A 16,320-nucleotide genomic window follows, 5' to 3' on the forward strand; every position below is an offset into this window, starting at 1 on the left:
GCGCGCCCCCATGCTGATCCCCTGCTTGGCCTGCGAGTCGCGATTCGGGCCCGACGAGTACTTCAACGCCTGCTCCGACTACAACCGGGGCCTGGACCTGGTCTCGTGGACCTGCCCGCGCTGCGGCAACCGCGACGACCTGCGGGTGCTGCCCGGCGAGCTGGGGTTCGGCTACCCCTCGCGCGGCAGGTTCGACGTGCACGACCGGCTGCGCGTGCCCGGCCTGCGCAGGCAGCGCGGCGACCTGCGGCTGGACATCTCCCTCGACCGCTCCCGCTGGCAGGTCAGGACGCGGATCCGGCAACCGGCCTGACCGGCGCGCACGCGTACGCGGGCGGCTCGCCCCGCAGCAGCCGCGCGATGTCCTCCACCAGCGCCTCCGCCAGCTCCTCCAGGCTCTCCCCGGTGGCCTCGCCGAGCCTGGGCGTGAGCACCACGTTCGGCAGCCTGGTCAGCGGGTGGGCCGGATCGAGCCATTCGCCCTCGAAGTGGTCGAGCCCGGCGCCGCCCACCTGGCCCTGGCGCAGCGCGTCCACCAGGGCGGTCAGGTCGTGCAGGCCGCCGCGCGAGGTGTTGAGGTAGATCGCGCCCTGGCGCATCGCGCCGAACTCGCTGTAGCCGAACAGGCCCCTCGTGTCCGCGGTCAGGGGCACGTGCAGCGACACCACGTCGGCCTCCGCCAGCAGCGCGGGCAGGGTGTGCGTGGCCTCGGGGACGTACGGGTCACAGGTGACCACCCGCATGCCCAGCCCCTGGCAGCGCCAGCGCATGGCCCGGCCCACCCGGCCGAGGCCGACGATGCCGAACGTGCGTCCGGTGAGCCGTCTGCCGCGGTGGCGCTGGGCGGGGGGCACCCTGCCGCGATGGGCGCGGCCTCTGCGCACCTCACGGTCGGCGGTGACGATGTTCCTGCTGACCGCGAACAGCAGCGCGAGCGTCAGCTCGGCCACCGCCTCGGGGTCGCGGTCGGGGGCGTGCAGGACGGTGACCCCGCGTTCGGCGGCCAGGCGCAGGTCCACGCCCGTGGGGGCGCCCAGGCTGGCCACGATGTCGATGTGGAGTCCGAGTACCGAGGTGCGAACCTGGTCGCCGTCGGTGATGAGCACGTTCGCGCCGGTCTCGATGACCAGGTCGGCGAGCTGCTCGTCGGTGAAGCCGACGCTCGGCCGGGGAGGAGCCTCGGCCACGTCGGCGACCTCGCCCAGACGGGCGAGCGCGCTCTCCGGCAGGTCGGGCAGCACGAGCGCCCGAGGTCTTCTCACATTTGGACAATAACACCACAGACGGTACTCAGATCATTGCTCCCCGCGCTGGCGGAGACTCTGCCAGGCCGCCTCGCCCAGGCCCTTGATCTCTTCCTCGGTCGGGGTGTGCGCCCCGGCGAACCACAGGCGGCACATCTCCTGCGCCGGCCCGAGCCACAGGACGTAGCACATGGTGGCGTGGACGGGCTGGAGCTGCCCGTTCTTCATGTGCGGCTTCCACCAGTCGGAGACCTGGCGGAAGAACGCGCGCCTGGCCTCGGCCACCTCGGCGCCGCCCGGCTCGTGCTTGCGCGGCGGGCGCTCGCTGACCAGGATCCTGGCCCGCTCGGGGTGTTCGCCGGCCCAGCGCATGTGGAAGGCGACCACGGCCTCGATGCCGGCGCGGGCGTCGTCGTGCCGGACCAGCTCGGCGAGGAACTCCTGCTGGTAGGCGTCGAGGATCTCGGCGTACAGGACGCCGTAGACGTGCTCTTTGCTGGCGAAGTGGTGGTAGAAGCTGCCGACGCTTACACCGCTCTCCTCGCGCAGACTGGCCAGCGTGGTGGCCGAGACACCGTCCTGGCTGAAGCGGCGGAGGGCGCCCTCGATGATGCGGGTGCGGCCGTCGCGTCCGTTCTTGACACTCTTCACACTGTCAATGGTGTGCTACCAGAACGTTGTTCCGCAAATACTCCGGCCAGATCGATCATAGCGGTCACCTCGACCGTACCGGACGCGACCTTCATCTCGGCGTCCGGCCACAGCCTGCGGACGAGCCTGAGCACCCGCCGGTTCTCGCCCAGCACGTCCATCCCGACCGTACGCGCCCCCCGCACGGCGGCCCTGAGCAGCAAGGTGTCGACGAGCCGCGGGCCGAGCCCGTTCCCCTGCCAGCGGTCCGCCACGACGACGGCCACCTCGACGTCGGCGCAGCCGCCCCGGTAGCTCATGGCGTGCCCGACGATCTCGTCCCCGGCGGTGACGACGAGCGCGTCGCGGCGCTCGTCCAGGGTCAGCAGAGTGCGTACGAGGTGGGCGGCCGGGACGGTCACGCCGGTGAAGAAGCGCAGCGTCTGGGTGTGCAGCGACAACCCCGCCAGGAAGCGTCTGATCCGTTCCTCGTCGTCCGGGCGGACCGGGCGGATCTGGGTTCCTTGCATAGACTCAGCCTGCTCCTCGGAGCTGAGTCTGTCAATTGAACTCAGATATAATGCGGAGATGAACGTGCCGTTCCGATTGGGCTTCCGGGTGGACAACTGCTCGATCGAGCGCACCCTGGACATCGTCGGGGAGAAGTGGACCTTCCTGGTGCTGCGCGAGGCGTTCAGCGGCGTGCGCAGGTTCGCCGACATGCAGGCGGTCACCGGCGCACCCCGCCAGGTACTCAGCGCGCGCCTGGCCCGGCTGGTCGACGAGGGCCTGCTGCGCAAGGAGCCCTACCGCGAGCCCGGCCAGCGCCAGCGCGACGAATACCGGCTGACCGACAAGGGCCGCGACCTCTATCCGCTGCTCGTCGCACTCATGCACTGGGGTGACAAATACCTGGCCGACGAGGAGGGCCCGCCGGTGCTGCTCACCCACCGCGACTGCGGCGCCCCCATCGAGCTGCGCTTCCGCTGCGCCGAGGGCCACGAGGTGGCCGGGCCGCGCGAGGTCACGCCGGTCCGCGGGCCGGGCCCCGGGGTGCGGAGCGTCTAGCGGGCGAGCCGCGTGAGGGAGCACCCGCCCCGGTGCCTAACCTTGAAGGCGTGTACCGGTTCCTGCTGACGCCCCGGTGGCTGGCGCTCCACGTCGTGGTGCTGCTGGTCATCCCCGCCTTCGTGTTCCTGGGCAGGTGGCAGTTCGGGCGTTTCGAGGAGCGGTCCGACAACAAGGACAGAGTGACCGCCAACATCGAGGCCGCCGCCGTCCCGCTCGACCGGCTCGCGGCTCCCGGCCGGCAGGTCGGCGAGGGCGACCGTTACCGCACGGTCGTCGCCTCCGGCACGTACGACACCTCCCACGGCCTGCTCGTCCGCCGCCGCCCGCAGGAGGGCCGCAACGGCTTCTACGTCCTGACCCCGCTCGTCACCGGCGACGGCAGCGCCGTCATCGTCAACCGCGGCTGGATCCCGGCCGCCGCCAGCGCCGACGCGGCTCCCGAGGTCCCCGCCCCGCCCACCGGACAGGTAACTGTCACCGGGCGGCTACGTCAGAGCGAGACCGAAGACTCCACCGGCATCCGCGAGCGGTCCGGGCTGCCGGACGGCCAGGTGCTGCTGATCGACGCGGCCAAGATCGGGCAGCGCATGCCGTACCGGCTGGTGGGCGGCTATGTCGAGCTCACCGGGCAGCAGCCGCAGGCCGCCGCCGCGCCCGCTCTGGTGCCCGCCCCCGACGTCGGCTCCGGCGGCGGCCTCAACCTGGCTTACGGGGTCCAGTGGTGGCTGTTCATCGGCATCGCGATCGGCGGCTGGATCCTGCTGATCCGGCGCGAGGTGGCCGAGCGGAAGTCCGGGAAACCCGCCGGTGAGACGGCGGCGACCCAGGAGGCGGAAACCGCCGCCAATTAAGGTGGGAAGGGTGATCCGCCACATTGAGTTCACCAATCTCCGCAACTTTCGTGACGTAGGTGGATATGCCACCGAGGACGGGCGCACCGTCCGGTGGCAGCGGCTCTACCGGGCCGACTCCCTTGGCTGGCTGGCCGGCGACGACCTGCGGGCCTTCCACGCACTGCGCGTGCGCACCGTGATCGACCTGAGGCATCCCGCCGAGGTGGAGCGGGCCGGCCGGGTGCCGGAGACCGAGGGGTTGCGCTACCGCAACCTGCCGATCGAGGGCCGTCCCTGGGACATCGCCCGGTTCAGCGAGGAGCTCGGCGTCGAGCGCTACCTCGCCGACCGGTACCTGGAGGTGACCGAGGACGGCGTGGAGAACCTGCGCGCCGCCGTGGAGACGGTCGCCGTCGCGGACAACGCGCCGGTCGTCATCCACTGCGCGGTGGGCAAGGACCGCACCGGCCTGCTCACCGCGCTGATCCTCTCGCTCGTCGGCGTCGCCGAGGACGACATCATCGCCGACTACGCCCTGACCGGCCTGGCGACCGAGCGCTTCATCGCCGACCAGCGCACAAGGCACCCGGACGCCCTGCTGTGGCCGGGGTTCGGCCGGGCCCCCGCCCAGGCCATGCGCCTGTTCCTGGACGACCTGATCGACCGGCACGGCTCCGTCGAGGGCTACGTCACCGGCGTGCTCCAGGTCGACCGGGCCACCATCGCCGAACTCCGCGAAAATCTCCTGACTGATTCGATCTCCCGCGGGTAGAAGGCGCCGGGGTCCGCAAGGGGCAGCATCCTCAAGGACCCCACAGGCCCGGGATCGCCCCCATCCCCCTCCAGGCGGTCCCGGGTACGAATGCATGGATACCCAACGGATACGTCGCAGCTTGTTCGACGTTATGCCGCCGTCGTACGGTTACCTGCGTGACTACGCCGCTGCTCCCCGACCCTGACCCCCGGCGGCGCGACTATGTGATCATCTCTGCCGACGATCACCTGATCGAGCCTCCTGACCTCTTCGAGGACAGGCTCCCGGAGAAATACGCCGACGTCGCGCCCAAGGTCGTGGAGACGGACGCCGGTCACCAGGTCTGGCGCTACGGCGGGGCCACGTACCCGTGCGCGGGCATCGACGTGGGCGCCGGGCTACCACGCGAGCAGTGGACCCTGGATCCGGTCAGGTTCGAGCAGATGCGTCCCGGCTGCCACGACATCGAGGCCCGCGTCCAGGACATGGACGTCGCCGGCATCTGGGCCGCCCTGTGCTTCCCCGGCATGCTGGCCGGCCAGGCGGGCATGCCGTTCGCCCGCACCCGCGACCAGGAGCTCGGCCTCGCCCTGGTCAAGGCGTGGAACGACTGGCACATCGACGTCTGGGCCGGCACCTACCCCGAGCGGATCATCGGCCTGCAGCTGCCCTGGCTGCCCGATCCCGACATCGCTGCCAAGGAGATCAGGGCCAACGCCGCCCGCGGCTTCAAGGCCGTGGTCTTCCCCGAGTTCCCGACCAGGCTCAGGCTGCCGTCGATCCACACCGGCCACTGGGACCCGTTCTTCGCCGCCTGCGAGGAGACCGGCACGGTCGTGGCCCTGCACACCGGCGACTCGTCCTGGTCGCCCGTGCCCTCGCCCGACACGCCCATCGAGGCGATCACGACGCTGATGCCCACCAGCGCCATGTTCGCCTGCGCCGACTGGCTCTGGTCGGGCCTGCCGCTGCGCTTCCCCGGGCTGCGCATCCTCATCGTCGAGGGCGGGGTCGGCTGGCTGCCGATGCTGGCCGAGCGCGCCGACTACGCGCTCGACCACCCGGTCGCGGGCGAGGCCGCCTGGGACGGCGGCCTCAAGCCCAGCGAGGTGCTGCGCCGCAACTTCTTCTTCGGCACGCTCGACGACCACGCGCTGTCCGGCGTCCGCCTCGCGGTCGGCCTCGACCATGTGCTCCAGGAGAGCGGTTACCCGCACTCCGACTCGACCTGGCCCGACACCCAGAAGGCCGTGGCCGCGAACCTCGGCGCGCTGCCGCCCGCCGACATCGCCAGGGTCGCCTACGGCAACGCCGCCCGCCTGTTCGGGCACCCGCTGCCCTCGCGCGCCTGGTTGCGGATGGAGGAGATCTAACCCTCCTCCGCCAGCCTGCCCTGGATGATCCTGCGCTCGTGCTCGACGTAGCGACCGCTCTCGCCGAGCAGCGAGGCGATCAGCCACAGGAACACGCCGAAGTCGTCGGCCACCCCGATGAGCACCAGGAAGTCGGGGATGACGTCGACCGGCGACAGGATGTAGACCACGCCGAGCGCCATCAGGGCGAGCTTGCCCTTGCCCATGCCGTCGTAGCGGCCGCGGGTGACCGCGCCGATCATGCGCGGGATCGCCCGCACCCTGGTCAACATCCCCGGCGTGCCAGGCCTGGTCACCTCGCGGTACGTCCGCCACGCCGCCGCTGCCCGTGCTGCCTTCGCCATCATGAGGATCCTCCTACCCCCGGCTTCTCACGACATAACGCGTCAGCCGGGTGAGGGGTTCCTGACGTCACCGCATGGCGGCGTGCTCGAACGGCCTGACCTGCTCGATCTGCGCGGCCACCCGGATCAGCAGATCCTCCCGTCCGGCCGCCGCGACGAGCTGCACGCCGACCGGCATGCCCGCCGCGTCCCTGTGCAACGGCAGCGAGACGGCGGGCTGGCCGGTCGCGTTGATCGGCGAGGTGTAGGCCACCACCTGCGCGGTCCTGCCGAAGGCGGTGCTGAGATCGGCGGGCGGGATCCAGCCGAGCCGGAACGGCGCCGCCCCCGACGACGGCATCAGCAGCAGGTCGTTGCCCCCGGCCCACCAGGAGGCCATGCGGCGGCGGAAGCCGTCCACCCACTGGGTGGCCAGGATGTGGTCGGCCGCGCTGTTGGCGCGGGCGGCGGTGACCATGGCCGCGTTGCGCGGTTCGAGCTCGTGCAGCTCCACCGGCCTGCCGCGGGCCGCGCCCAGGCTCACGACGTGCGCGGCGAGGTTGTTGGCGACGATGGCGCCGAAGTGCCGGGCGAACTCCGGCTCGGCGAGCGCCGGCGGGCCGCCGGGGGTCACGTCGTGACCGAGGCTCTCCAGCAGCGCCGCCGCCCGGGTGACGGCCTCGGCCAGGTCGGGGTCGGCGGGCACGTCCGGCCTCGGGTGGGCGGTCAGGAAGCCGATGCGCAGCCGTCCCGGGTCGGCGTGCAGTTCGGCGGTCAGGGGGCCGGGCAGCGCGGGGGCGTCGTAGGGGTCGCCCGGCTCGTAGCCGGAGACCGCGTCGAGCGCGGCGGCCGTGTCGCGCACGGTCCTGCTCACGAAGCCGGGGCAGGAGAAGCCGCTCCAGCCCTCGCCCATGGACGGGCCCATGCTCAGCCGCCCGCGCGTCGGCTTGAGCCCCACCAGGCCGCACAGCGAGGCCGGGACGCGGATCGAGCCGCCGCCGTCGCTCGCCGTGGCCAGCGCGACCAGGCCCGCGGCCACCGCCGCCGCCGAGCCGCCGCTCGACCCGCCCGCCGAGTACGCCGGGTCGTAGGGGTTGCGGGTGGGGCCGTACGCCACCGGCTCGGTCGTGACCGTGCTGCCGAACTCGGGGGTGTTCGTCCGGCCCAGCAGCACGAAACCGGCCCGGCGCAGGCGCACGACGCCATGGCCGTCCTCGGCGGCGTCCAGGTCGTCGCGCACCCGCGAGCCCGCGGCGTACGGCTCGCCGGCCTGCCGCCAGCCCAGGTCCTTCAGCAGGATCGGCACGCCGCGGAAGGGCGCGTCCGCCGGGAGGCCGTCGATCTCGGCCAGCGCCCGCTCGAACCGCCGGTGGACGACGGCGTTGAGCTCGCCGTCGTGGGCCTCGACGGCGGCGATGGCGGCCTCGGCCAGCTCGCGGGCCGACACCTGCCCGTCCCTGACCGCCTGGGCCTGGCCGACGGCGTCGAGCCGCAGCACGTCGTCCATCAGCCCTCCCGGAGCGGGGCCAGGTCGCGCACGGCCTGCTCGATCGGCACCTCGCCGCCGGGGATGGGCGCGAGCACCGGCGTGTCGAGCCCGTTGTCGACGTACTGGCGGATCCTGGCCCGGCAGGTGGCGGCGTCGCCGTGCACGACGAGGGCGTCGACCACCTCGTCGGGGATGGCCTTGAGCGCGGCCTGGCGGTCGCCCGCCGCCCACGCCTCGTGCATGGGACGCAGCACCTCGCCCCGGCCCAGCCAGTCATGGAAGGCGGCGTAGGCGGGCACGGTCAGGTAACTGGCCAGCATCCACCTGGCCATCTCGCGCACTTTGCCGGCGTCCTCGCTCACGCAGACGAACAGCCGGGCGATCAGCTCGGTGTCCGGGCCGATCTCGGCGCGCACCTTGGGCACGTCCTCGGGGGCGAGCCAGTTGGTGATCGCGCCGTCGGCCTCCTCGGCGGCCAGGCGCAACATCCGGGGCCGCAGGGCGGCCAGCACGATCTTGGGGGCGGTCTTCGGCGCCCGTTCCAGCTTGAAGCCCTTGATCTCGAACGTCTCGTACCGCTCGGAGACCTTCTCCCCCGCCAGCGCCCTCCGCAGGAAGCGCAGCGTGTCACGGGTACGGGCGTACGGCTTGGCGAACTCCACGGCGTTCCACCGCTCGACGATCGCCGGCGAGGAGGAGCCGATGCCGAGCACGAACCGGCCGGGGGCCAGGTCGGCCAGGGTGGCCGCGGACATGGCCAGCAGCCCCGGCCCCCGCGTGGAAACGGGGACGATCGCGCTCCCGAGCCTCATCCCCGGAGCCCACTGCGTAGCCATCGCCAGCGGGACGAACCCGTCGTTCCCGTTGACCTCGGCCGACCAGGCGTCGGTGTATCCGAGGCCCGGCAACTCCGCGATCAGCTCCTGCGACCTGGCCAGGGAACGGTCGTAGAAGGGGATGGTCATGCCCCAGTTCGGCGTCATTCATGGCCTCCGGTTCGGCGACGGTGAGCCGACCATACCAAGCGGTATGTCGCCAGAAGGAGCCCCTAGGCGCGCAATTCGTGCACCGCGGCGATGAAGTCCTTCGTTATCCCCTGCAACCCGGGCAGATGCGACAGCCCCACCAGCCGGTCCACCAGCGGCACCGTGACCTCGATCAGCCGGTACGTCCGCACGCACCCCGGCGAGGTGTCGTGCACCCAGAACAGCACCATGCCCATCGACAACAACCACAGCAGCTCGGGCAGCTCCGCCCGCAGCTCGGCGTTCATCCGGTCCTTCGACCCCTCGACCACCTCGCGGTAGATCCCGATGGACGCCTCCCGCGCCGGCGACGACTGCGCGCTGAACGGGCTCAGCGGGTTCGTCGGCTCGGCGGCGTGCTTGAAGAACTTCACCGCGAACTCGTGGTACGGCTCCGACACGCGCACCCACTCGCGCAGCACCCCGCTCAGCCGCGCGGCGAACGACCTCTCCGTGGCCAGGAACTCCCGGCAGGCCTGCTCGTGCTCGGCCTGCGCACGGTCGTAGTAGGCCTGGATCAGCGCCTCCTTGCTCTCGAAGTAGTAGTAGGCGTTGCCCACTGACACCCCTGCCTCGGCGGCGATGGCGCGCATGGTCGTCGCGTCGAAGCCACGCTCACGGAACAGTCGCAAGGCCGTCTCGACGATGACCTCTCGGGTGCTCTCCGATCCTCTGTTTCGGGCTTCGGACACGTTCGTCACTTTACGTCTTGAAAGCGCGGTGGGTCATGGAGTGGCACGGTGATCGCCGCCACAGGGCAAAGATGACTATGAGACATGAGTTATCTCCTGGGAATGGTGGGATTGTCGTTTCAGGCGGAAGGGCTCTTTTCCGCGAAAAGGCATCGACATGTGGATACGTGGAACAGCGCGCACCTTCGCGGTGGCGCTCCTCGGCATTCAGATCACCATAATCGCGCTGGCGTCGGCCGCTTCCGCCGCCTCCCACCCATCAGGTGGAGAGCGGGTTCAGGCGCCAACACCGTTCAACCGTCCTGACGAGACCGGGGGGATGCTCGACCTGTCCCTGTGGTTCCCGGAGGGGATCGACGGACCGTGGACGAACATCCGGCAGGCCGCCGTCGAGGCGGCCCTGGCGGAGACATACCAGGTCGAGCAGCACCAGGCGGACCCCGCGGCCGCCAAGTCACAGCTGTCGAAGGAGGACTCCGAGGAGACGGAGGACGCCTGGGCCGAGGCCGAGGACGCGTTCGCCGCGCAGCCGGACGCGCAGGACCGCGCCGAGCGCTCAGAAGCCGTCACGAGGGCCGCGAGCGTCGAGGAGGCGGTGGCGCCTCAGAGTCGGCCGCAGAGGTCGCAGAAGCGATCTCAGCTTGATCTGGCGCGTGTGCTGCCCAGGCAGGCCGCCATGCACATGACCCACGCGCTGGCCGCCCGCTGGCTCAAGAGCTCGGGCCTGCGCACGAAGTCGTCGGGCCACTGTACGAGCCGCCACATGCACCACTGCACCTCGCTCGACTCCGTCAGGGCCGGCACGATCGCCCGGATCATCGACCTCAAGCATGACAGCGGCTGCCCGGTCATGGTGACCGGCGGCACCGAGGCGGGCCACGCGCCCGGCCAGTACAGCCACGGAAACGGCTACAAGCTCGACATCACGCACAACGCGTGCATCGACCGCTACATCACCAGGCACCACCGCAAGACGGGGGTCCGCGGCGACGGCGCCGCGCTCTACCGCTCCGCCACCGGAACCGTCTTCGCCAACGAGAGCAGCCACTGGGACATCCTCTTCCGGTGACAGGCCCCGCCCGCGGGAGAACACGCCCCGCCGGGAAAGCACGAACCACCGGGAGACGCGACTCCTCGGAGAAGGCGACAGAACTCTCCGGGAAACGCGAAGGACGCCGCACACCGGCACGGCGTCCCCACGGAGTCGGCCGGGCTACAGCTCGGAGGCCACCAGCTCGGCGATCTCAGCCGCGTTGAGCGCGGCGCCCTTGCGCAGGTTGTCGCCGCAGACGAACAGGTCGAGCGTGTTCGGGAAGTCGATCGCCTGGCGGACGCGGCCCACGTAGGTCGGGTCGTTGCCGACCACTTCGAGCGGCGTCGGGAAGACGCCGTTGGCCGGGTCGTCCATCAGCACGACCGTCGGCGCCGCCGAGAGCACGCGGTGGGCGTCCTCGACCGTGATCTCACGCTCGAAGCGGGCGTGCACGGCCAGCGAGTGGGTGGTGATCACCGGCACGCGGACGCAGGTCGCCGAGACCTTCAGGTCGGGGATGCCGAGGATCTTGCGCGACTCGTTGCGCAGCTTGAGCTCCTCGGACGCCCAGCCGCCGTCCTTGTACGAGCCGGCCCACGGCACCACGTTGAACGCGATCGGCGCCGGGAACGGCGACTCGTCGGGCAGCTTGCCGGCCAGCGCCTTGCGCACGTCGCCGGCCGTCTGGCCGAGCGAACGGTCGCCGGCCAGGGCCTCGACCTCGTCGTAGAGCCGGGCCGAGCCGGCCACGCCCGCGCCCGACACCGCCTGGTAGGAGGCGACGACGAGCTCCTTGAGCACGTACTCGGCGTGCAGCGCGCCCATGGCCGCCATCATCGACAGCGTGGTGCAGTTGGGGGTCGAGATGATGTTCCTGGGCCGCTCGCGCGCGTCGAGCGGGTTGACCTCGGGCACCACCAGCGGCACGTCGGGCTCCATGCGGAACGTGCCGGACTTGTCGATCGCGATCGCGCCACGCTCGGCCGCGATCGGCACCCACACGGCCGACACCTCGTCGGGCACGTCGAAGATGGCGATGTCGATGCCGTCGAAGACCTCGGGCGCGAGCGCCTGGACCACGACGTCCTCGCCGCGCACGCTCAGCACCTTGCCCGCCGAGCGCGGGGAGGCGACGAGACGGATCTCGCCCCAGATGTCCTCCCGGCTGGACACGATGTCCCGCATGACGGTGCCGACGGCGCCGGTGGCGCCGATCAGGGCGAGATTGGGCCTGCTCATCGTCCGCTACCTCCGTAAACCACAGCTTCGACCTGGTCGGCGTCGAGATCGAAGGCACGGTGGGCGGCCGCCACGGCCGCGTCGACACCGTCCTGCTCGACGATCACCGAGATGCGGATCTCCGAGGTGGAGATCATCTCGATGTTGACCCCCGCGTCGGCGAGGGCCGCGAAGAACGTCGCCGTGACGCCGGGGTGCGAGCGCATGCCCGCGCCGATCAGCGACACCTTCCCGATCTGGTCGTCGAAGAGCAGCGACTCGTAGCCGATGCGGCCCTGGATCTTCTTCAGCGCGGTCAGCGCCACCTGGCTGTCGGCCGTGGGCAGCGTGAAGGAGATGTCCGTGCGGCCCGTGGCCGCGGCCGAGACGTTCTGGACGATCATGTCGATGTTGATCTCGGCGTCGGCCAGCGTTTTGAAGATCGAGGCAGCCTCGCCGACCTTGTCGGGGACCCCGACAACAGTGATCTTGGCCTCGCTCCGGTCGTGCGCGACGCCGGAGATGATCGGCTGCTCCATCTCGGTTCCTTCGGTGTAAGGGTCGGAGACGACCCACGTGCCTTCCGTGGTGCTGAACGAGCTGCGTACGTGGATCGGCAGGTCGAACCGCCGAGCGTACTCGACGCAGCGCAGATGCAGGATCTTCGCGCCGCAGGCCGCCATCTCCATCATCTCGTCGTACGAGATCTTGGGGATCTTGCGGGCGACGGGCACGATGCGGGGGTCGGCCGTGAAGATGCCGTCGACGTCGGTGTAGATCTCGCAGACGTCGGCCTCCAGGGCCGCCGCGAGCGCGACCGCGGTGGTGTCGGAGCCGCCGCGGCCCAGCGTGGTGATGTCCTTGGTGTCCTGCGAGACGCCCTGGAAACCGGCCACGATCGCGATGTGACCCTGGTCGAGCGCCTCACGGATGCGGCCCGGCGTCACGTCGATGATGCGCGCCTTGCCGTGGGTGGAGTCGGTGATCACGCCGGCCTGCGAGCCGGTGAACGAGCGCGCCTCGTGGCCGAGGTTGGCGATCGCCATGGCCAGCAGGGCCATCGAGATGCGCTCTCCGGAGGTCAGCAACATGTCGAGCTCGCGGCCCGGAGGCAGCGGCGACACCTGCTCGGCCAGGTCGAGCAGCTCATCCGTCGTGTCACCCATCGCGGAGACGATCACGACCACGTCGTTGCCGGTTTTTTTCGTCGCGACGATCCGCTGCGCGACCCGCTTGATGCAGGACGCGTCGGCGACGGACGAACCACCGTACTTTTGCACAACGAGCGCCACGAGAGTCTCCCGGTCTGGACTGTGAACTGCCAGTCTACTGGGGGCCTCTTATGGGCCTGATGGTTCATACCACTATGTGGATGATCATCACACGGTGGTGGCTTCCTCCGCCACGTCGAGCCGCGAGTGCGCGGCGAGGGCCTGCAGCGCGCGCATCGCGGCGCCCGCGTGGTTGCCCCAGGTGTTGAAATAGGAGTACTGCCACCACCACAGCGCCTCGTGCGGACGGCCCGCGTGGAAGTGACGCAGCCCGTGGATGAGGTCGGCGGCCACCGCGGTCAGGTCGTCCGACAGCCGGTACGGCGTGACCGACGTGTCCTTGTACGGGTCGAACACCTCGGCGTAGTCGTCGACCGCCTCCAGCCGCTCGGCCAGCGCCGTGCGCACGCCGTCGATGTCGGGGTCCTCGCTCATCGGCGGCTCGTAGTTGCCCGACAGGATCACGTCGCGGTTGGCGCCGAGCTTGGCGCCGGCCAGGCTCACCTGCGCGACCTCCACCAGGAGCAGCGACCAGATCGCGTCGCCGCCCTCGCCGCCGGCGACCCTGGTCAGGCCGTCGACGTAGTTCTGCGCGTGCGCGGCGATCTCTTCGGCCAGCACATCCCACATATCAGACATCCAGGAGCCTCCGTCCTTCGAAAGCACGGCCCAGGGTCACCTCGTCGGCGTACTCGAGGTCACCGCCCACCGGCAGGCCGCTGGCGAGTCGTGTCACTTTGATGCCCATCGGCTTGACCAGACGGGCGAGGTAGGTAGCGGTCGCCTCGCCTTCGAGGTTGGGGTCGGTGGCGAGGATGAGCTCGGTGACCCGCCCGTCGGCCAGGCGCGTCATGAGCTCGCGGATGCGCAGGTCGTCGGGGCCGATGCCGTCGATCGGGCTGATCGCGCCGCCGAGCACGTGGTACGTGCCGCGGTACTCGCGCGTCTTCTCGATCGCCACGACGTCCTTCGACTCCTCGACCACGCAGATGACGTGCGTGTCGCGCCGCGGGTCACGGCAGATGCGGCACTCCTCCTCGGAGGCCACGTTGCCGCACACCCGGCAGAAGCGCACCTTGTCCTTGACCTCGAGCAGCGCGTGCGCCAGCCGCTTGACGTCGGCCGGGTCGGCCGACAGCAGATGGAACGCGATGCGCTGCGCGCTCTTCGGACCGACCCCGGGCAGCATGCCGAGCTCGTCGATCAGGTTCTGGACGACCCCTTCGTACATGCCTAGAACCCTGGCAGCTGTCCGAGTCCGCCGCCGCCCAGACCTTGGGCGAGCGGGCCGAGCTTCTCCTGCTGCAGGTCGGCGGCGGCGCGCACCGCGTCGCGGACGGCCGCGATCACCAGGTCGGCGATCGTGTCGGCGGTGTCCTGCGGGTCGGCCGCGTCGATCACGCTCGGGTCGATCTTGAGTTCGAGCAGCTCACCTGAGCCGTTGACGACGGCAGTGACCATGCCGCCGCCCGACGAGCCCTCGATCTGCGCGTCGTTGAGCTCCTGCTGGGCGCTCACAAGCTGCTGCTGCATGAGCTGAGCCTGCTCCAGCAGCTGCTGCAGGTTGACATCCCCTGGGTTCACCGTCGTGCGCTCCTCGTGGCTCCGGTTCTTGACTGCCACGAGCCTACGGTGTTTGGGCGGCGTCATGTACTGGGAGGGCTCCCCATGTTTCCCTCCAGGCATTCGTCACGGACCTTTGTCATGGCCGGATCTCGGCCCCCCTCCAGTGTCCGAGACCCGGCCATCACGTCGGACGGAGCGGCCGCACCACGCCGACGCGTGTTCCGGAACGGTAGTGCGCCCAACGTTGCACACACGTTGCGTTCATTCAATCACCCTACGCAATCCCCCTGAACAGCTTGCGCATATCGCCGCCAGGACGGATGCTCGTTGTTGACTACTTGGAGTGACCGATGAGTTACGGCCATCTCGATGCGTACTCCCGTCTTCTACGCGGAGCACACGAAGCGGCGGCTACCGGGCAGAGCTCGCCCGATTCGCCCCGCACCCTGATCACGGCCTCGTGGCGGCGGTCGCTCGCGGCGGGGATCGACCCGGATGGCCGGAGCGCCCCTTTGGTCTGCGAGTCCTCCGACGTCGTCGAGATCCGCGAGGCTCATCCGCTGCGGCCGCTGCTGCCCCTGCTCGCCCAGACGCTCTCCGGTCTGGCCGACGAGGCCGACCACGTCATGATCGTCACAGACCGTGACGGGCGAGTGCTCTGGCGTGACGGCAAAGGCGGCATCCTGCGCGATGCGGACCAGGTGGGCCTGGCCGACGGCCATCACTGGGGCGAGTACATGGCCGGTACCAACGGCATCGGCACCGCGCTCGCCACCGGCCGGCCGGTGCACGTCTACTCCGAGGAACACCTGATGCGGGTGCTGCACGTCTGGTCGTGCAGCGCGGCGCCGATCAGCGATCCGGAGTCGGGTGACGTCATCGGCTGCGTCGACGTCAGCGGCATCGCGCGGTCCCTGCATCCGGCGACGGTCGCCCTGGTCGGCGCGACGGCCAAGCTCGCCGAGTCGCAGCTCGCCGTACGGATGCACGAGCGCGACGAACGCCTGCGCCGCCGCTACGAGTCGCTGCGCAACCGGGGCGGCATCCTGCTGTCGCCCACGGGCCGGGTCATCTCGGGCGATCCCATGGGCCGGCTCGGCGCCCGCCTTCCCCTGTCCGGCCAGCGCATGATCCTGCGTGACGGGAGCGTCGCCTTCCTCGAACCCTTCTGCGACGGCTACCTCCTGCGCGACACGCCGTCCGCGACGCCGCCCACCCTGCGCCTGACCTGCCTGGGCGAGGGCACCCCGACGGCCGACCTGGGCGAGCGCCCGCGTCCGCTCTCGCTGCGCCACGCCGAGATCCTCGCCCTGCTCGCCCTGCACCCGCAGGGTCTGTCGGCCGACCAGCTCTCGTTCCACCTCTACGGCGACGACGGCAATCCGGTGACCATCCGGGCCGAGATCCATCGGCTGCGCGGTCAGCTCGGGGAGGTGCTGGCGGCGAAGCCGTACCGGCTGGTCTGTCCGGTCGAGGCGGACTTCCTCGGCGTCCGCCGGCTGCTCGACTCGGCCGACACCGCCGCACTGGCCCGCGCCTACCCCGGGCCGCTCCTGCCGCGCTCGGAGTCGCCGGACATCCGGCGCGAACGCGAGGAGCTCGAAGCCCAGGTACGCGCGTGCCTCCTGCGCCACGGCTCGCCCGACGACCTGTGGACCTACGCCCAGACGCCCAACGGCCGCGACGACTACCAGATCCTGGAACGCCTGTCGGCCCTTCCGCCGACGGACCCCCGCTCGGCCGCCGCCCGCGCCCGCCTCTTCCCCTGACCTCGGCTCCACCTCGTCCCTGGCTCGGA

19 protein-coding genes are annotated in these 16,320 nt (G+C 70.7%); 7 read left to right on the forward strand and 12 right to left on the reverse strand.

The window, feature by feature from the left end; translation table 11 throughout:
• The first annotated feature begins 10 nt into the window (after nucleotides 1-10).
• Nucleotides 11-313, forward strand: a complete 303-nt coding sequence (locus AB0J46_RS18385) for a hypothetical protein (RefSeq protein ID WP_352318383.1) — start codon at nucleotides 11-13, stop codon at nucleotides 311-313.
• Here AB0J46_RS18385 and AB0J46_RS18390 read toward each other — a convergent pair.
• Genes AB0J46_RS18390 through AB0J46_RS18400 form a run of 3 tightly spaced genes read right to left on the reverse strand, consistent with a single transcriptional unit; the run spans nucleotide 285 to nucleotide 2,404 of the window.
• Nucleotides 285-1,262, reverse strand: a complete 978-nt coding sequence (locus AB0J46_RS18390; protein WP_364332925.1) for an NAD(P)-dependent oxidoreductase — start codon at nucleotides 1,260-1,262, stop codon at nucleotides 285-287. The two genes, AB0J46_RS18385 and AB0J46_RS18390, sit on opposite strands and share 29 nt — an antisense overlap.
• A gap of 33 nt (nucleotides 1,263-1,295) precedes the next feature.
• Nucleotides 1,296-1,895, reverse strand: a complete 600-nt coding sequence (locus tag AB0J46_RS18395; protein WP_352318387.1) for a TetR/AcrR family transcriptional regulator — start codon at nucleotides 1,893-1,895, stop codon at nucleotides 1,296-1,298.
• A complete protein-coding gene (locus AB0J46_RS18400) occupies nucleotides 1,892-2,404 on the reverse strand; it encodes a GNAT family N-acetyltransferase (RefSeq protein ID WP_364332929.1) in 513 nt (170 codons plus the stop codon). The genes AB0J46_RS18395 and AB0J46_RS18400 overlap by 4 nt, the downstream gene beginning before the upstream one ends.
• A 58-nt stretch (nucleotides 2,405-2,462) precedes the next feature.
• Here AB0J46_RS18400 and AB0J46_RS18405 point away from each other — a divergent pair, with 58 nt between their 5' ends.
• The 4 genes from AB0J46_RS18405 (at nucleotide 2,463) to AB0J46_RS18420 (ending at nucleotide 5,905) form a co-directional block, all read left to right on the forward strand.
• Complete coding sequence (locus AB0J46_RS18405; protein ID WP_364332932.1) at nucleotides 2,463-2,942, forward strand: helix-turn-helix domain-containing protein; 480 nt, start codon at nucleotides 2,463-2,465, stop codon at nucleotides 2,940-2,942.
• A 32-nt stretch (nucleotides 2,943-2,974) separates the two neighbouring features.
• Nucleotides 2,975-3,796 carry an SURF1 family protein gene (locus AB0J46_RS18410; RefSeq protein ID WP_358291312.1) on the forward strand — a complete coding sequence of 274 codons (822 nt, stop codon included), beginning with the start codon at nucleotides 2,975-2,977 and terminating at the stop codon, nucleotides 3,794-3,796.
• A gap of 10 nt (nucleotides 3,797-3,806) precedes the next feature.
• Nucleotides 3,807-4,550, forward strand: a complete 744-nt coding sequence (locus tag AB0J46_RS18415; RefSeq protein WP_364332936.1) for a tyrosine-protein phosphatase — start codon at nucleotides 3,807-3,809, stop codon at nucleotides 4,548-4,550.
• 158 nt (nucleotides 4,551-4,708) lie between these two features.
• The gene (locus AB0J46_RS18420; protein WP_352362172.1) at nucleotides 4,709-5,905 is read left to right on the forward strand and encodes an amidohydrolase family protein; all 1,197 of its coding nucleotides are present in this window, start codon (nucleotides 4,709-4,711) and stop codon (nucleotides 5,903-5,905) included.
• Here AB0J46_RS18420 and AB0J46_RS18425 read toward each other — a convergent pair.
• From AB0J46_RS18425 to AB0J46_RS18440, 4 genes are all read right to left on the reverse strand, one after another.
• Nucleotides 5,902-6,252: a YkvA family protein gene (locus tag AB0J46_RS18425; RefSeq protein ID WP_364332939.1), complete on the reverse strand. Its 351-nt coding sequence runs from the start codon at nucleotides 6,250-6,252 to the stop codon at nucleotides 5,902-5,904. The genes AB0J46_RS18420 and AB0J46_RS18425 overlap by 4 nt on opposite strands.
• 64 nt (nucleotides 6,253-6,316) lie before the next feature.
• A complete protein-coding gene (locus tag AB0J46_RS18430) occupies nucleotides 6,317-7,735 on the reverse strand; it encodes an amidase (RefSeq protein WP_364332942.1) in 1,419 nt (472 codons plus the stop codon).
• Nucleotides 7,735-8,700: an LLM class F420-dependent oxidoreductase gene (locus AB0J46_RS18435; protein WP_364332944.1), complete on the reverse strand. Its 966-nt coding sequence runs from the start codon at nucleotides 8,698-8,700 to the stop codon at nucleotides 7,735-7,737. The genes AB0J46_RS18430 and AB0J46_RS18435 overlap by 1 nt, the downstream gene beginning before the upstream one ends.
• Nucleotides 8,701-8,765: 65 nt before the next feature.
• Nucleotides 8,766-9,434, reverse strand: coding sequence for a TetR family transcriptional regulator (locus tag AB0J46_RS18440; RefSeq protein WP_352318405.1), 669 nt, complete (start codon nucleotides 9,432-9,434; stop codon nucleotides 8,766-8,768).
• Between the two features lie 319 nt (nucleotides 9,435-9,753).
• Here AB0J46_RS18440 and AB0J46_RS18445 point away from each other — a divergent pair, with 319 nt between their 5' ends.
• Nucleotides 9,754-10,503 (forward strand): hypothetical protein, encoded by a 750-nt coding sequence (locus AB0J46_RS18445; protein WP_364332946.1) that lies wholly within the window; start codon nucleotides 9,754-9,756, stop codon nucleotides 10,501-10,503.
• Nucleotides 10,504-10,647: 144 nt separating this feature from the next.
• On the opposite strand, the gene AB0J46_RS18450 is transcribed toward AB0J46_RS18445, so the two are convergent.
• The 5 genes from AB0J46_RS18450 to AB0J46_RS18470 all read right to left on the reverse strand — a co-directional run bounded on the left by AB0J46_RS18450 (nucleotide 10,648) and on the right by AB0J46_RS18470 (nucleotide 14,540).
• Entirely contained in the window at nucleotides 10,648-11,706 is a 1,059-nt protein-coding gene (locus tag AB0J46_RS18450) for an aspartate-semialdehyde dehydrogenase (protein WP_364332948.1), read from the reverse strand.
• Nucleotides 11,703-12,977, reverse strand: coding sequence for an aspartate kinase (locus AB0J46_RS18455; RefSeq protein WP_352318411.1), 1,275 nt, complete (start codon nucleotides 12,975-12,977; stop codon nucleotides 11,703-11,705). Before AB0J46_RS18455 ends, AB0J46_RS18450 begins: the two co-directional genes overlap by 4 nt.
• An 87-nt stretch (nucleotides 12,978-13,064) precedes the next feature.
• Entirely contained in the window at nucleotides 13,065-13,595 is a 531-nt protein-coding gene (locus AB0J46_RS18460; RefSeq protein WP_352362187.1) for a DUF5063 domain-containing protein, read from the reverse strand.
• Complete coding sequence (recR, locus tag AB0J46_RS18465; protein WP_364332952.1) at nucleotides 13,588-14,187, reverse strand: recombination mediator RecR; 600 nt, start codon at nucleotides 14,185-14,187, stop codon at nucleotides 13,588-13,590. Before recR ends, AB0J46_RS18460 begins: the two co-directional genes overlap by 8 nt.
• Before the next feature lie 2 nt (nucleotides 14,188-14,189).
• Nucleotides 14,190-14,540 carry a YbaB/EbfC family nucleoid-associated protein gene (locus AB0J46_RS18470; RefSeq protein ID WP_125640519.1) on the reverse strand — a complete coding sequence of 117 codons (351 nt, stop codon included), beginning with the start codon at nucleotides 14,538-14,540 and terminating at the stop codon, nucleotides 14,190-14,192.
• Between the two features lie 494 nt (nucleotides 14,541-15,034).
• Between AB0J46_RS18470 and AB0J46_RS18475 the strand changes: the two genes are divergently transcribed.
• Nucleotides 15,035-16,291 (forward strand): GAF domain-containing protein, encoded by a 1,257-nt coding sequence (locus tag AB0J46_RS18475; protein ID WP_364332955.1) that lies wholly within the window; start codon nucleotides 15,035-15,037, stop codon nucleotides 16,289-16,291.
• Nucleotides 16,292-16,320: the final 29 nt, after the last annotated feature.

Origin of the sequence: Nonomuraea sp. NPDC049758, from assembly GCF_040674635.1 — a bacterium.
Lineage (GTDB): Bacteria > Actinomycetota > Actinomycetes > Streptosporangiales > Streptosporangiaceae > Nonomuraea.